11 protein-coding genes are annotated in these 13,187 nt (G+C 63.2%); 7 read left to right on the top strand and 4 right to left on the bottom strand.

Translation table 11 applies throughout. From position 1 onward, the window contains the following. The first annotated feature begins 18 nt into the window (after window positions 1-18). The 6 genes from AC1D75_RS16545 to malQ all read left to right on the top strand — a co-directional run bounded on the left by AC1D75_RS16545 (window position 19) and on the right by malQ (window position 8,144). Window positions 19-1,401 (top strand): bifunctional phosphatase PAP2/diacylglycerol kinase family protein, encoded by a 1,383-nt coding sequence (locus tag AC1D75_RS16545; RefSeq protein ID WP_495516421.1) that lies wholly within the window; start codon window positions 19-21, stop codon window positions 1,399-1,401. A gap of 54 nt (window positions 1,402-1,455) precedes the next feature. After that, a complete protein-coding gene (locus tag AC1D75_RS16540) occupies window positions 1,456-2,031 on the top strand; it encodes a (2Fe-2S)-binding protein (RefSeq protein ID WP_495516420.1) in 576 nt (191 codons plus the stop codon). Then, window positions 2,028-3,026: an FAD binding domain-containing protein gene (locus tag AC1D75_RS16535; RefSeq protein ID WP_495516419.1), complete on the top strand. Its 999-nt coding sequence runs from the start codon at window positions 2,028-2,030 to the stop codon at window positions 3,024-3,026. The genes AC1D75_RS16540 and AC1D75_RS16535 overlap by 4 nt, the downstream gene beginning before the upstream one ends. After that, window positions 3,023-5,140 (top strand): xanthine dehydrogenase family protein molybdopterin-binding subunit, encoded by a 2,118-nt coding sequence (locus AC1D75_RS16530; protein ID WP_495516418.1) that lies wholly within the window; start codon window positions 3,023-3,025, stop codon window positions 5,138-5,140. Before AC1D75_RS16535 ends, AC1D75_RS16530 begins: the two co-directional genes overlap by 4 nt. A gap of 438 nt (window positions 5,141-5,578) precedes the next feature. Further along, on the top strand, window positions 5,579-5,980 hold the full coding sequence (locus tag AC1D75_RS16525; RefSeq protein ID WP_495516417.1) for a VOC family protein: 402 nt from the start codon (window positions 5,579-5,581) through the stop codon (window positions 5,978-5,980). A 37-nt stretch (window positions 5,981-6,017) separates the two neighbouring features. Then, window positions 6,018-8,144 (top strand): 4-alpha-glucanotransferase, encoded by a 2,127-nt coding sequence (gene malQ / locus AC1D75_RS16520; protein ID WP_495516898.1) that lies wholly within the window; start codon window positions 6,018-6,020, stop codon window positions 8,142-8,144. Window positions 8,145-8,157: 13 nt separating this feature from the next. Here malQ and AC1D75_RS16515 read toward each other — a convergent pair whose 3' ends face one another. From AC1D75_RS16515 to AC1D75_RS16500, 4 genes are all read right to left on the bottom strand, one after another. Next, window positions 8,158-8,994, bottom strand: coding sequence for an alpha/beta hydrolase (locus AC1D75_RS16515; RefSeq protein WP_495516416.1), 837 nt, complete (start codon window positions 8,992-8,994; stop codon window positions 8,158-8,160). A gap of 170 nt (window positions 8,995-9,164) precedes the next feature. Next, window positions 9,165-10,193 carry a magnesium/cobalt transporter CorA gene (corA, locus tag AC1D75_RS16510; protein WP_495516415.1) on the bottom strand — a complete coding sequence of 343 codons (1,029 nt, stop codon included), beginning with the start codon at window positions 10,191-10,193 and terminating at the stop codon, window positions 9,165-9,167. A gap of 29 nt (window positions 10,194-10,222) precedes the next feature. Next, on the bottom strand, window positions 10,223-10,831 hold the full coding sequence (locus AC1D75_RS16505) for a DUF6611 family protein (protein WP_495516414.1): 609 nt from the start codon (window positions 10,829-10,831) through the stop codon (window positions 10,223-10,225). 185 nt (window positions 10,832-11,016) lie between these two features. Next, window positions 11,017-11,526 (bottom strand): hypothetical protein, encoded by a 510-nt coding sequence (locus AC1D75_RS16500; protein ID WP_495516413.1) that lies wholly within the window; start codon window positions 11,524-11,526, stop codon window positions 11,017-11,019. 256 nt (window positions 11,527-11,782) lie between these two features. Here AC1D75_RS16500 and AC1D75_RS16495 point away from each other — a divergent pair, with 256 nt between their 5' ends. After that, window positions 11,783-13,135 carry a hydroxysqualene dehydroxylase gene (locus AC1D75_RS16495; RefSeq protein ID WP_495516412.1) on the top strand — a complete coding sequence of 451 codons (1,353 nt, stop codon included), beginning with the start codon at window positions 11,783-11,785 and terminating at the stop codon, window positions 13,133-13,135. Window positions 13,136-13,187 lie beyond the last annotated feature (52 nt).

Raw genomic sequence — 13,187 nt, 5'->3', positions numbered from 1 at the left:
TCTACCTAGACTGCACAGGTGAGAAAAAGCAGCAGATCTACTGTCGGGCACGAACCGGGCGTGGTCGAGCCGGCCTTGCGTTATCTGACGTTGTCGGCCAATCACGGCAAACTGTGGTTCGCCGTTGCGGGCGTCCTTGCCTGCAGCGGAAAACGTTATCGGCGTGCGGGTTTGCGTGGGGTCGGGTCGCTAGCCGGAGCGAGTCTGCTGTCCAATGCGGTGCTCAAGCCGCTGTTCGGCCGCGGCCGCCCACCGGTTGATCCGCTGCTCCCGCCTGCACTTCGCAAGATGCCCTGGACCTCGTCGTTCCCGAGTGGACACAGCGCTTCTGCGGCGGCCTTTGCCGTGGGCGCGGCTCTGGAGCGCCCGCGCACTCTGATCGTCTTGGCGCCGCTGGCCACGGCTGTTGCCTACTCGCGGGTCCATCTCGGTGTCCACTACCGCAGCGACGTCCTCGCGGGCGCAGCAGTCGGGGCCGGAGTGGCTCTGGCCGGACACCACCTGTGGCCCGCGGCACCGGCGGGCCCGGCCCGGACCGCTCCGGGTGTGGCGCCGGCACTACCCGGCGGAGAAGGTCTGACCGTTGTGATCAACTCCAAAGCCGGCAGTTCCGAAGGCGCGAAGGAACGCATCCTCGAGGTTCTCCCATCGGCTCATATCGTTCAGTGGGATCCCGAGACCCCACTGTCCGAACAGGTCCCGTCCGATGCCCGGGCGCTGGCCGTGGCCGGGGGAGATGGCACCGTTGCCACGGTTGCCCAGCTGGCGATCGACCGCGATCTTCCCCTGGCAGTCTTCCCGGCCGGGACACTCAACCACTTCGCTCGCACACTGGACCTGGAAACCTACGCCGAAACCGCCGCGGCCGTGACCACCGGATCGGCCGGGACAGTCGACGTCGGGCGGGTCAACGGGACGCTTTTCCTCAACACGGCCGGTTTGGGCGGCTACCCCGGCATGGTTCGACTCAGAGAACGCCTGGAGCACAAGATCGGCAAGTGGCCGGCCGCGGCCTACTCGCTGTACCGCGCCCTGAAGGGCACAAAGCCGATCCGGCTCGACATCAACGGCGAAGAACATCCGGTCTGGGCCGTCTTTGTCGGCAACGGTCTCTACTGGCCACGTGGCCTGAACCCGGGGACCCGTTCCGATCTCGCCGACGGGGTTCTGGACCTGCAGTATCTCCGCGCCGACAAGCGCTTCGGCCGCACCATCGCCGTAATCGCATCCCTCTTCGGCACCGTCGAGCGGAGCCGGGTGCTGCGTTCGGTGCAGTCTGATCGAATCGAAGTCCGTTCCCGGTCGGGCCCTATCCTCGTCGCACACGACGGTGAGGTCGAGGATCCCGTGGACCACATCGTGATGAATCTCGAACCTCGCGCCCTCACCGTCTATCGCTGATCGGGCCGATGCGGTGTTGGTTTGCGCCGCGTCCGCCGCGGGTACGTCGAACGCATGGATGATCAACCCCCACCAGACTTCGTTCGAGCCGAGGGGGCTGACGTTCGCATCACCCTGTCGATCAACGGCACCGACGTTCCCATCGATTGCGACCCACGGACCACCTTGCTCGATGCCTTGCGGGATCGTGCCGGAGCACCCGGCACCAAAAAGGGTTGTGATCGCGGGCAGTGCGGTGCGTGCACCGTCTTGCTCGACGATCGGCGGGTGGTCAGTTGCCTGGTATTCGCCGTCGCCGCACAGGGCCGCCAGATCACCACGATCGAAGGCATCGCCCATACGTCCACCGGTGAAGACCTGCAACGGGCCTTCGTCGATCGTGACGCGCTCCAATGCGGTTACTGCACGCCGGGACAGATCTGTTCGGCTGTGGGGATGCTGGACGAGGTCAAGAACGGATGGCCGAGTGCTGCCACCGAAGACCTCACGGCCAAGGACCTCGCGCTCGAGGACGACGAGATACGAGAACGATTGAGTGGCAACATCTGTCGCTGCGGCGCTTATGTAAATATTTTGGCCGCCGTCCGCGGGGTCGCCGGTGAGGTCCACGAGCCGGGGGCAGTGTCGTGAAGACCTTCGAGTACGTCGCTCCCTCGAGCTTGGATTCGGCCGTGGACCAACTCGGCGCCGATCCTGATGCGCAACTGATCGCCGGTGGTACCAATCTGGTCGATCTGATGAAGTTGGGCGTGAGCGCACCCGCGACTCTCATCGACGTGACAGCGCTACCCCTCGACACCATCGAACTCGATGATGAGGGGTACCTCCACATCGGCGCCACGTCGCGGAACAGTGAGCTGGCCGCGAATCCGATTGTGCGCGAGCACTATCCGGTACTGTCCAGAGCCCTCCTCGACGGCGCGTCGGGACAGCTCCGAAACATGGCCACCACTGCGGGAAATCTCTTTCAGCGCACACGATGTGCCTACTTCATGGATACGGGCAAAGCGTGCAACAAGCGCGAACCGGGATCAGGCTGTTCCGCCCTTTCGGGTATCAACCGCGAGATGGCCATACTCGGTGCCTCCCCGAATTGCGTGGCAACTCATCCATCCGACATGGCGGTCGCGATGGCGGTACTCGACCCACAGCTCGACGTGATCGGTCCGGCAGGCCGGCGGGAGATCGCCTTCGACGACTTCTATCGGTTACCCGGTGAACATCCTGAATCGGACAACACTCTGGGTCGCGATGAGCTGGTGGTGTCGGTGCGGGTACCGCCGTTGCCTGCGGCGCGCAATTCGACGTACCGGAAGGTTCGGGACCGTGCTTCCTTTGCCTTCGCGCTTGTCTCCGTGGCTGCCGTCCTCGAGGTGGCGGACGGCCATGTGGTGACGGCACGGATCGCCTTCGGCGGCGTCGCCCACAAGCCATGGCGTGCCCGCACTGCCGAACGCGCCCTGATCGGCAGGCCGGCAGTCCGCTCTGAATACGTGACCGCGATGGGGATCGAGCTCGGGGCAGCAGAACCCTTGGCGGACAACGCGTTCAAGGTCCCGATGCTCACAGCACTGGCGGCGCAAGTACTTGTCGACCTGACACCTACCGAGGAAGTATCGCGATGACGGCACTGGGAGTCGGACACGATCGGGTCGACGGTGCCGACAAGGTGCGCGGTCTCGCTCAGTACACCGCTGACCGTCCGAGCCCGGACGGCATCGCAGTCGCACACTGTTGTCACGTCGGTGCGCGGATCAGGCTCGGACGGGTGCTCTCCGTCGATGTGGACACGGCGCTGCGACACCCGGGAGTCATCGCAGTGCTGTGGCACCAGAACGCACCGCGACTGCACAGCATCGACGATGCCGAACTGCACGTCCTGCAGTCCGCGGACGTCCACTATCGCGGTCAGATCGTTGCCGCGGTGATCGCTACGTCGGCCGAGTCCGCGCAGGCTGCTGCCGACGCGTTGGCGATCGATTATGAGGAGGCCACCGAGTTCGACAACATCCTGCGCGCCGACCACCCGGATCTCTATGAGCCGGACGGGGCCAACGGCGGCTTTCCTGCCGATTCGGTTCGCGGCGATCCGGATTCCGCGCTGACCACCGCGGAACATGTTGTCGACCGGTGGTACTCAACACCTGCGATGCACAACAACCCGATGGAACCGCATGCCAGCATCGCGTGGTGGCAACAGACCGGCGATGCCACGAGACTGACGGTCTGGGATTCGACGCAGGCGCCGTCCGGTGTCGCGGCGGATCTGGCAACGGTGTTCGACATCGACCCCGAGAACGTCCGGGTGATCGCGGAGCACGTCGGCGGCGGCTTCGGTGGTAAGGGAAGCACGAGGCCCAACGCAGTCCTGGCCGCGATGTCCGCACGTCATGTGCAGCGGCCCGTTCGTATTGTGCTACCGCGGTCGGCAACATTCAGGTTCGTTGGGTACCGGACACCGACATTCTCCCGGGTGGCGTTGGCCTCTGATACCGACGGTCGCCTCACGGCGGTGTGTCACGACACCGTTCAGCAGACTTCCCGGATCATGGAGTTCGTCGAACAGACCGCCGAAGGAACCCGGCACATCTATGGGTCCGAGCACGGTCGAACGAGCCATCGGGTGGCGGCGCTCGATGTGTCCACCCCGCGATGGATGCGGGCACCAGGGGAGTGCCCCGGCATTCATGCGCTGGAATGCGCAATGGACGAGCTCGCCTACGAACTCGGCGTCGACCCGATCGAGTTGAGGATCGAGAACGAACCGGAGGCGGACCCTGCAACCGGGGTTCCGTTCAGCTCACGCAATGTCGTACGTGCGCTGAGGGTCGGGGCAGAGCGGTTCGGGTGGGCCGGACGAAACCCTCTACCGGCGGCAACTCAGATCGGTCGAAAGCTCATCGGCACCGGAGTCGCCCTCGCTTCCTATCCCGCACTCACCTCGCCGAGTAGCGCTCGCGCATGCGCTCGGCCGGACGGCTCATTCGACGTTTCTGTGGCCGCTTCGGATATCGGAACCGGTGCCCGTACCGTGCTCACGCAGATTGCGGCCGACGCACTCGAGGTGCCCTATGCCCGGGTTCGTCTGCACCTCGGCGACAGTGCACTACCGACCGCACCGGGCGCAGGGGGTTCATCGGGAACATCGTCGTGGGGTTCTGCCGTCCACAAGGCCTGTAGTGAGTTGCGATATCGCGTGCACCAGGTTGGCGTACCGCGTGAGTCGCTGGAGGTCGTCGCGGACACCAGCGATGACGTCGAGGCTCGGAAGACACTGCCGAGGGAAGCTTTCGGCGCTCACTTCGCGCGCGTGTCGGTGGACGTCGACACCGGAGAGGTCGCTGTCGAGAAGATGCTCGGCGTGTTTGCTGTCGGCCGGGTCCTGAACCCGCAACTGGCCCGCTCCCAGCTGATCGGAGGGATGACCTTCGGACTGGGCATGGCATTGATGGAAGAGGGCATACCCGACACCGTTTACGGCGGGTTCGGGAACGAGAACATGGCCGATTATCACGTGCCTTCGCACGCCGATGTCCGCGACATCGAGGCGGTGTGGATCGACGAGGAGGACGACGAACTCAATCCGATGGGCAGCAAGGGGATCGGCGAGATCGGAAATGTGGGTTCATCAGCTGCCATCGTCAACGCAGTCTTCCATGCGACGGGCGTTCGCATCAGGGACCTCCCAGTGCGGGCCGACAAACTCCAACCGCTCATCGACCCGTCACTGCGTGGGTGAGCACAGGTCCGTCTCACACGTTGACCCGGCTCTAGATGACCTTCGGTCCCGGCATCGGGGTCGCGGGGTCGGGTCCGGGCGGACTGGGGACCGGATCGGGCGTGGGTAGCGGTGGCTCCGGATCGGGGATCGGAGTCGGAGGTTCGGTACCGGGTCCGGGCTCGGGCCGGGGCGGTTCAGGGGCTGGTATCGGTTGTCCCACAGTCGAACTCCTATGCATCAAGCGGCACTTTCGTGCCTTCCGGTTTCGACCGGAGCGCAGGGACGAGATTCTGCATCGCATGCACTCCACCTCCATCAATACCACTTACCCGCGCACCCGCCGACGATGCCGTCCCGACGCGTGTCAGGTGGATTCGAAGACGGTTCCGGATCTCGCTCCGCGCGCCATTGTGGTCCCCGCGCGGGGAGTTTCGTTTCGTCCGGTAGACAAGACACATGGACGTTCTCAGTGGCCGAATCATCCTGCGCCCGGCCGACCCCGACACCACGCTGGCGTTTTATCGAGATCAGCTGGGACTTGCGATCTCTCGGGAGTACCCGGGCGGCACCGTGTTCTTCGCGGGCGGCACCCTCATCGAGGTCGCCGCCCATCTTTCGGAGGGCGCGGCACCCAGTACGACCGTGCTGTGGCTGCAGGTGCGTGATCTGGCCGCCACCCAAGCCGAGTTGGCGGGGCGCGGCGTTCAGATCGTGCGCGAAGCCCGGTCCGAACCCTGGGGCCTGATCGAGATGCACATCGCCGACCCCGACGGCACGACCATCATCTTGGTGCAGGTACCTGCGGACCACCCGTTGCGCAAAGATCTGCGAACACCGGACCAACCGCCGGTTGCTTGATCAGCGCGACCTGGCAGAACCTGGCAGCATCAAGATCGTGGGCTACGTCGAGCAACTGAGAGATCTGGCCGAACGCTGCGGCGTCGCGACGTCCTATGAGGGTTGGGACAAGACACACCGCGACGTCTCCACCGAGACCTTGCAACACATCCTCGGAGCGCTCGGCATCCCTGCAGGGTCGGTGGACGAGATCGATCAGGCGCTGATCGATCTCGAGCTCGGTCCCTGGCGACGCACATTGCCGCCGGCGATGGTGGTGACCGCAGGTTCCGACGCCACCATCGCGGTCCACGTCCCACACGGTGAGGCTGTGCGGGTGTGGATACAGACCGAGGACGGAGACCGGGTTGACGTCCCTCAACTCAACATCTGGGTCGACCCCAGAGAGATCGACGGACAGCTCGTCGGCCAGGCCACGTTCGCCATCCCGTCCGGGCTGCCCACCGGTTGGCACACGCTGCATGCTGCAGTCGGCGTCGTACACGACTCGGACGAGTTTCCGGTCGCGCAGTGCACGCTCGCTGTCACTCCGCAGCGGTTGACAACCGCAGACAGGCTTTCCCATGACCGACGGTGGGGTCTTGCAGCGCAACTGTATTCGGTGCGGTCCCGTCGATCCTGGGGGATCGGCGACCTGTCCGATCTCGCCGACATCGCGCATATCGCCGGATCGGTCCACGGCGCCGACTACGTCCTCATCAATCCATTGCACGCCGCCGAGCCGAGACCGCCGATGGAAAGGTCTCCATATCTTCCGACCACCAGGCGCTTTGTCAATCCCGTCTACATTCGTGTCGAGGACATCCCGGAGGCCTCGCAACTATCCGATGACGCACACCACGAGATGCGGTCCTATGCCGCAAAATTCGCAAAGCTGAACACAGATCCCCACCGGATCCGCCGCAACTCTGTCTACCGGGCCAAATTACGGGTCCTCGAATCCGTCTTCCGAGTGCCTCTGAGCCCACGTCGCCGTGGGCAACTCGAGCAGTATCTCGCCGAGGAAGGCCAGGGTCTGCTCGAGTTCGCGACGTGGTGTGCGCTGATCGAGAAATACGGTGCGGCCAGCCCGAAATGGCGAAAATCACTGCGCGATCCCGAAGGTGTGGCGCATCTTCGGCTCAAGTTCGCCGATCGAATTGCGTTCTACAGCTGGTTGCAATGGATCTGCGACGAGCAATTGGCAACTGCACAACAGGTTGCGCTCGATGCCGGTATGGAGATCGGCATCATTCACGATCTGGCGGTCGGGGTGCAGCAGGGCGGTGCGGACGCGTGGACCCTTGGCGATGCGCTGGCCACCGGCGTGTCGGTGGGCGCGCCACCAGATGCCTTCAATCAGCAAGGGCAACTGTGGAATCAGCCTCCCTGGCATCCCTGGCGTCTGGCCGAACAAGGCTACCTCCCGTATCGGGACATGCTCCGGACTGTGCTGCGTCGCGCCGGAGGCTTACGGATCGATCACATCCTCGGGCTGTTTCGGCTCTGGTGGATCCCGGCAGGTGCATCACCGGCCGCAGGCACCTATGTGCGTTTCGATCATGAGGCGCTGATCGGGATATTGGTACTCGAAGCGCAACGCGCGGGTGCGGTGGTCATCGGTGAAGACCTCGGGGTGTTCGAGCCGTTTGTGCAGGATTACCTCAGCGCGCGTGGCATTTTGGGGACATCGATTCTGTGGTTCGAACACGGCGACCTTGCGCCGATCCCGCCAGAGTCATATCGCCGGTTGTGTCTGACCTCGGTCAATACCCATGACCTGCCGCCGACAGCGGGATACCTGGCGGGAGAACATATTCGCCTGCGCGCAGAACTCGGACTCCTCGAACAGGACGAGGCGACCGAACGTGCGCTCGATGCCCGCGATCGGGACGCCATCATCGAGATGGCCCGTGATCGAGGACTGATCAGCGACGACGCCGACGCAGATGCCGTGGTGGACGGACTGCACGCGTTGATCGCGCGCAGTCCGTCCATACTCCTCGGAGTGGCACTCGTCGACGCGGTGGGCGAACGCCGGATCCAGAATCAGCCGGGTACCGACGAGAGCCAATATCCCAACTGGTCGATCCCGCTGGCCGATGGTGACGGAAACCCGGTCCTGGTCGAAGATCTGGCCGACAACAAGCGCTTTGTCCGGTTGGTACGTGCGCTCGACCGTTAGCCCGCCGGCGGCTCTACGTGGTGGCCACCGGGGGAGCAGCGGCATTCTTGAGGGCCCATTCGAGCGCATAGTCGGCAACCGCTTCCCATCCGGGCTCGGCACACGTCCAATGTGATCGACCTTCGAACTCGTAGAAGTCTGTCAGTGCCGACGACTTGTGATAGTGCTTTGCGTTCGATTTGTTCACCGACGCGGGCATGATGTGGTCGGCTCCGCCCGCGATGAACAGCAGCGGCGCGCGGTTGTCGTTGCTGTAGTCGACCCACGTTTCCTGGTGTCCTGGTTTGAAGTTGGCGATCAAACCGTACGCCCACACCCAATTACCCGGTGCGGCAATGTGATAGCGGTCGTACACCTTCGCGGACTCCTCGGCAGACAGCGTGTTGGTGAAAGCGTAGTGAAACTCTTCCGGGGTGAAACCGACCGCCTTGTGTCGGTTGGCCGGGTTCTTCAGGATGGGAAACAGCGACTTGATCTGCGATGGCGGATTGACTCGGACACCTTCGGTGGGTGCGGAGTCCACCACCACCGCTGCGGATCCCAGACCACGGGCCACCAGTAGCTGGGTGAGCGTTCCACCGAACGAATGACCGATGAGTATCGGTGGTGTGGCGACCGACTCGATCACCGCGGCGAGGTGATCCACTGTTTCGGGAACGGTGAGGTTGGCGATGACATCGGGGTTTTCGCGAAGCGCCTCGACCTCGATCTCGAACCCGGGGTATCCCGGCGTCAGCACTTTGTAGCCCTGGTCCTGGTAATGCGTCACCCAGCCTTCCCAACTACGTGGGGTCATCCAGAGTCCGTGGATCAACACGATCGTGTCCGGGGTTGCTGCAGAACTGGTCATGGAGAGGGTCCTTTCTCGAAACAACCGCCGCGCGCGGCGTCGAGTCGGCCGATGTGCCCGATCTGTGAGGAAGGTACTGGCCAGTCCCGGCTGTCAACCGACCGAACCGTGCACAGTTCTGTTCTGAGAGTGCCTGATTCATCGTTTCGGCAACAAAGCACCCCTGCACGTCACAGCCACTTCTGTCGCCGGAAGACCACGTACAAGGCCACCGACGCCGCCACCATCAACACCACGGCCATGGGATAGCCGCCGGCCCAGGCCAACTCGGGCATGGCTTCGAAGTTCATGCCGTAGATCCCGGCGATGAGGGTTGGTGCGAACAGGATCGCACCCCATGACGAGATGCGCTTCACCTGCTCGTTCTGCTCGATACTGACCTGCGTCATCGCGCGAATCTCTTCGTTCTGTTGCTGTGTCACGAGGCTGGCGTGGACCGACAGGGCGTTCTGCAGAGTGGCGCGGAAGGCTTCGGCACGGTCCGTGATGCGCAGTGTGTGGTCGAGAACATCACGAAGCCTGCGGCGCAGTTCGATATCGACGTCGGATTTCTCCGAGCCTTCGCGGAGCGCTTCGATCATGGTCACCAAAGGAACGGTCGCCCGCTGGAATTCCAGCACCTCTCGTGACAGGTCATAAATCCGGCGGGCGACCTCGGGTTGGCCGGTGAACAGTTGGTCTTCGATCTCGTCGATGTCGGCCTGTAGGTCGGCGACAACCGGCTGGTATTCATCGACAACCTGATCGATGATCGCGTAGAGGACAGCTTCGGTGCCCAGGCACAACAACTCCGGCGTCGATTCGAGTCGCAGCCGCACCCTGGCGAGATCCGGCGACTCGGCGTGGCGGACAGTGACCACGAAGTCCGGGCCGATGAAGACGTGGACCTCACCGAACTCGACCCGCTTCGCACGACCGACGTATCGCGCCGGCCGAAGCACCACGAACAGCTGATCGCCATACCCTTCGAGTTTTGGTCGTTGATGCGCGGCGACCGCATCGTCGACAGCCAGGTGATGCAGATCGAATGCTTCTGCCACCGAGTCGATTTCGGAACGGTCCGGTCTGTACAAACCAATCCAGGACATCCCGTGACGTTCCTGCATCACGTCATAGGTGATGTCGAGGCTCTCGGGGTTTGCAGTTCTTTTGCCGTCGACGTAGACGGCGTTGTCGATGATCGCCACACCCAAACCCATATTCGTCCGTCTGCCGGGCTCGCCGGCAGTCACTTCACCGGAGCGCCCTGCAACGAGCCGATCTCGTCGTATATGCGCTGCCAAACAAGTTCGTGCTCAACGGGATCGATGATGCCGCCCTTCAGCGCGCGATCTGCGACGAGCATGATGTCCGCCATGGCAACCAATTTGTCGCGCCGACCGAGAACCGTTTGATCTGTGCACCCTGACATCGTCAACACCGCAACTGTCTTGACCTGATGTCGCAGCGACCCCACATATTGCATGCATGCGAGCCCGATCAGTATCGCGACCACAATGGACATGACGAGTGCGGTAACAGCCGGAACCCCGCACGACTGCAACACGACAGTTCCCAGTAACCACGCCGCGATGCTCCACGTCGACCACCCCCGCCAGACCCGGATACGTCGGCGATCAGCAGTTGATGCGCCCGGGGGATACATGGTGATCCGCACGCGCCACATCCCGTAACGCAGATAACTGTGCTCGCACGACCCCCACAGTTGCGAACCCTCCCACAACCGGGACCACCGGTCGGTACCGGAACGCGGCGCCCGTCCCAGAACGTCCAGCGGCGAAGGATGGCCGACGCAGGATCCGTCGTGCCCGTTTGTTCCCCGTGAATCTTCACTCATAGTCACATCTGTACTCCTACTCGAGGCAGCTCAGCTGCGATCCTGACGTACTTTTGACGCTCAACTTGTTGATCTTGACGTGATTCACACGCAGTCACCTGATCGGGCCCGTCTTCGGTGAGTTCGGTTCTGGCCAAATAGATTCGAGCGATTGCCGGACTGCCCGGGGCGCGCCGGCGAACCGTTCAGTCCGCACGCGGACCACTCCTCCAGTCATTGATCATTTCGGCAGCACTGCTTGGTTTCATGGTGGCGGGCAGCAGTATTGACGCAATTGAGGGAGCCGGCATGCCATTGAGCGCATGGTCATACCAAATTCCCTTGGATAGTGAACTGACCCACTGATGAAATGGGCGATCAGGACTGATGGTGTCGTGTTTGAGACTGGCGATGAGGACACGTTCCACACCGAAGTCAAGTGTCCATTGCATGACGGTGTTGACCACCGCGCGCTCGATCGACCCCGAGCCGCGGCGCGGCCAATCGATGCCGAAGACAACTCTTGACGCTGCAACGAGTTCCACATCGACAACAACGACACCGGGTATGCCGTGGTCTTGGCGCGTGGCCGGGTGCGTCCGACAGGTCGGTGTGAAGTCTTGCGAAGCACGCTTGAGGCTGTCGTCACGACCGAAGTAAGCGATCGGCCCAGAACTCAACGCGCTGATGGCGCTGCGGTCGGGATGAATGATCATCGCCGTGCGGGTATTCCGGAGAGAGCGAGGAGTGCTGAATCAACCATGGCGGCGAACCTGAGAAAAATCGGTCATGCCCAACGATTACGCCGCACCTTTAGGGCCGTCACGGGCCATCACCGAAATTTGACGCTATTTAAACGTGCGCACATGAAGACTCCGCGACCTCGCTTGCCGCACTCGCGTTTTCGACGCCGCGAGCATCGGACTGTTTGAATCGCACCTTTCGGTCAATGTTGACGGTTACCCTCTGTGCATGCATTGCGTGGTCATTGGTGGGGGATTGGCCGGATTGGCGTCGGCGGTATGGCTTTCGGAGGCCGGCCATCGGGTGACGCTGCTGGAACGGCGAGGGTCGCTCGGTGGTCGGACGATCGCCATGCCGTTGGAGGTCGTCGACGACGTCCCTGACAACGGGCAGCATGTCTTCGCAAGCGGGTATGTCCATCTCATGCGATACCTCGACAGCGTGGGCACGCGCGAGAACGTCTGCTTCCCCGGACATATGACGGTCAGGATGCCCGGCGGTGAGACGCGGCGTTCGGCATTCGGTGGCGTCGCCGGGTTGCGGACGGCGATCGGTGATCTTCCGGGCGTCACCGGTTTGGACCGGCTGCGGACTGCACGCGCGCAGGTCACCCTGATCCGCCAGGCACTACGCCAGCCCGCGTGGCTCGACGACATCACGGCCGACGAATGGTTCCGGCGGATCGGGATGCCGCAGTCGGCACGTGATGCCCTGTGGGACGGGATCGTGATCGGGCTGACCGGAGACAAACCCGACATCTCTTCGGCGAAGGTGCCGGCCGATCTGCTCGTCACCGGGATCCGGCAGGCCCGCCAGACCAAAACGCCGATCTCGATCGGCTACCCGACCGTCGATCTCGACACCCTGTTCATCGACGGCGCTCACAAGGCCTTCGCCAATCACGGTGTCGAAGTGCGGAACCGGGCGGTGGTCGCGTCGGTTGACGTGGTCGACGACACGGTTGCCGGTGTATTCCTCAATGACGGCGAGCGGATCGCAGCCGACGCCGTCATCTGCGCAGTTCCGGTGTGGAACGTGAAGGGCCTACTCGATCAAGTACCAGGTCACGAGCAGATTTACGCGGCCATCGAACACCTGACACCGGTGCCGATCGTGAGTGTCAACCTGTACCTCGACCGTCCGATCGGGATGACCGATTGGGGTGAGATCCTGTACGGCGGAGAGGGCGTTCTCGAGCAGGTCTGGGATCGCCAGCAGATGCACGGGCGCGACCCGGTACGCAACCATTTCTATTCCACGACGGTCTCGGCAGCATACGACCTCACTCAAAAGACCAATGCCGAGATCACCGATATCCAGATGGAGACGCTGCGTCGGTACTACCCCGAAGCCGCCGATGCGGAGGTGATCCACAGCCACGTGGTGCGCATGCCGAAATCCACGTTCGCGCAGCGCCCCGGCACCTCCGGTATCCGACCCGACCAGCGGACCGCGGTGCACGGATTGGCACTGGCAGGGGACTGGACCCGTACCGACTGGACGACCACCATGGAAGGCGCCTGTCAGAGTGCGGCGCGGGCGGTCGAGGTCATCTTGGAATACGCGAACCAGCCGGCCTGATCGATCTCATCGCGGCCTCGTCCGATGGGGCGATTCACCGCAACTGCAAAGG

The sequence above is a fragment of the Williamsia sp. Y712 genome (genome assembly GCF_059445525.1).
The sequence above is the reverse complement of the archived record's forward strand: the minus strand, read 5'-3'. Positions and strand labels throughout refer to the sequence as shown.